Raw genomic sequence first — 2,772 nt, 5'->3', positions numbered from 1 at the left:
GCGATCGAGGCGCTGCTGACGGCCGGTACCGACGAGCAGAAGCAGCGCTACGTGCCGAAGCTGATCTCCGGCGAGTGGACCGGCACGATGAACCTGACCGAGCCGCAGGCGGGCTCGGATCTCGCGCTGGTGCGCTCGCGCGCGGAGCCGCAGGGCGACGGCACGTACAAGGTGTTCGGCACGAAGATCTTCATCACGTGGGGCGAGCACGACATGGCGGACAACATCGTCCACCTGGTGCTGGCCCGCACGCCGAACGCGCCGGAAGGCGTGAAGGGCATTTCGCTGTTCATCGTGCCGAAGTTCATGGTCAACGACGACGGCTCGCTGGGCGCGCGCAACGACGTGCACTGCGTGTCGATCGAGCACAAGCTCGGGATCAAGGCGAGCCCGACGGCGGTGCTGCAGTACGGCGACCACGGCGGCGCGATCGGCTACCTGATCGGCGAAGAAAACCGCGGCCTCGAATACATGTTCATCATGATGAACGCGGCGCGCTTCGGCGTCGGGATGCAGGGGATCGGCGTGGCCGACCGCGCATACCAGAAGGCCGCGGAATTCGCGAAGGAGCGCGTGCAGAGCCGCCCGGTGGACGGATCGGCCAAGCAGTCGGTGACGATCATCCATCACCCGGACGTGCGCCGGATGCTCGGCACGATGCGCGCGCTGACCGAAGGCGCACGCTCGCTGGCCTACGTGGCCGCGGCGCACAGCGACATTGCCCACCGCCATTCGGACGAGGCGACGCGGGCGCGTCATCAGGCAATCTACGAATATCTGGTGCCGGTCGTGAAGGGCTGGAGCACGGAGATGGTGAACGACGTGGCGAGCCTGGGCGTGCAGGTACACGGCGGGATGGGGTTCATCGAGGAAACCGGCGCGGCGCAGTATTACCGGGATGCGCGGATCCTGGCGATCTACGAAGGCACGACGGCGATCCAGGCGAACGACCTGGTTGGCCGCAAGACGCTGCGCGACGGCGGCGCGGTGGCGAAGGCGCTGATCGCCGAAATCGGCGAGACTGTCGCGGCGCTGGGCAAGCTGGACGGTGCGGCGGCCGCATCGATGAAGGTGCAGCTGGAGAAGGGCGCGAAGGCACTGTCGTCGGTGGTGGATTACGTGCTGGCGAACGCGAAGCAGGACGCGAACGCGGTGTTCGCGGGCAGCGTGCCGTACCTGAAGCTGGCGGGCGTGGTGCTGTGCGGATGGCAGATGGCGCGCGCGCTGGTGGCCGCGCAGGCGAACCGCGCGAGCGACCCGGCGTTCTTCGACGCGAAGATCGCGATCGCGCAGCTCTATGCGGAGCAGGTGCTGGTGCAGGCAGGCGCGCTCGAGGCGTCGATCGTCGGCACGAAGGGCAACGAGGGCGTGCTCGCGTTGACGGAAGACCAGTTCTGACCGGCTGACGGTCGGGACGCAGGAGGAGACAGGATTTTGACCACACAGGACTTGCTCGCGCAGTACGGCCCGCGCGAATCGATGGAATACGACGTCGTGATCGTCGGCGGCGGCCCCGCCGGGCTGTCGGCGGCGATCCGGCTCAAGCAGCTGGCCGCCGAGAAAGGCACCGAGATCGGCGTGTGCGTGCTCGAGAAAGGTTCCGAGATCGGCGCGCACATCCTGTCGGGTGCGGTGATGGACCCGCGCGCGATCACCGAACTGTTCCCCGACTGGAAGGAACGCGGCGCACCGCTCGACGTCGAGGTGACGGAAGACCGCTTCCTGTTCCTGTCCGAGAAAAGCGCGGTCACCACGCCGAACTGGGCGCTGCCCGCCAACTTCCAGAACCACGGCAACTACGTGATTTCTCTGGGCAACGTGACCCGCTGGCTGGGCCAGCAGGCCGAGGCGCTGGGCGTCGAGATCTTCCCCGGCTTCCCGGCCGCCGAGATTCTCTATAACGACGACGGCTCCGTGAAAGGCGTCGCGACCGGCAACATGGGCGTGGGCAAGGACGGCGAGCCGACCGAGAACTTCCAGCTCGGCATGGAGCTGCACGCGAAGTACACGCTGTTCGCCGAAGGCTGCCGCGGCCATCTCGGCCGCCAGTTGATCGCGAAGTTCAAGCTCGACGCGAACGCCGATCCGCAGGCGTACGGGATCGGCATCAAGGAGCTGTGGGAAATCGATCCGGCCAAGCACAAGCCGGGCCTCGTGATCCACACGGCCGGCTGGCCGCTGAAGTCCGACACCTACGGCGGTTCGTTCCTGTATCACATGGACAACAACCAGGTCGTGGTCGGCTTCGTGGTGGGCCTCGGCTACACGAACCCGTACCTGTCGCCGTTCGAGGAATTCCAGCGCTACAAGACGCACCCGTCGATCCGTGCGTTCCTCGAAGGCGGCAAGCGCGTGTCGTACGGCGCGCGCGCGATCACGGCGGGCGGCCTGCTGTCGCTGCCGAAGACGGTGTTCCCGGGCGGCGCGCTGATCGGCGACGACGCGGGTTTCCTGAACGCATCGCGGATCAAGGGCAGCCACGCGGCGATCAAGACCGGCATGCTGGCCGCCGACGCCGCGTTCGACGCGGTGCAGGCGGGCCGCCAGTCGGACGAACTCAACGCGTATCCGGATGCGTTCAAGCAATCGTGGCTGTACACGGAGCTGTACCGGGCGCGCAACTTCAAGCAGTGGATGGCCAAGGGCCTGTACCTCGGCACGCTGATGGTCGGGCTCGAGCAGAAGGTGATGGGCGGCAACGTACCGTGGACGCTGCATCACAAGCATGCGGATCACGAGATGCTGAAACCGGCGTCGCAGTGCGAGCCGATC

General features: G+C 66.8%; 2 protein-coding genes. Both read left to right on the top strand.

Features of this window, described 5'->3' with window-relative positions; genetic code table 11:
- The coding region (locus VK92_RS38620; protein ID WP_048468258.1) for an acyl-CoA dehydrogenase at nucleotides 1–1,398 on the top strand (1,398 nt) is incomplete at its 5' end.
- A gap of 81 nt (nucleotides 1,399–1,479) precedes the next feature.
- The coding region (locus VK92_RS38615; protein WP_442854676.1) for an NAD(P)/FAD-dependent oxidoreductase at nucleotides 1,480–2,772 on the top strand (1,293 nt) is incomplete at its 3' end.

It is taken from the genome of Burkholderia sp. LK4 (genome assembly GCF_001043615.1).
GTDB classification, from domain to species: domain Bacteria; phylum Pseudomonadota; class Gammaproteobacteria; order Burkholderiales; family Burkholderiaceae; genus Burkholderia; species Burkholderia cepacia.
This window is presented reverse-complemented; position numbering and strand designations above follow the sequence as displayed.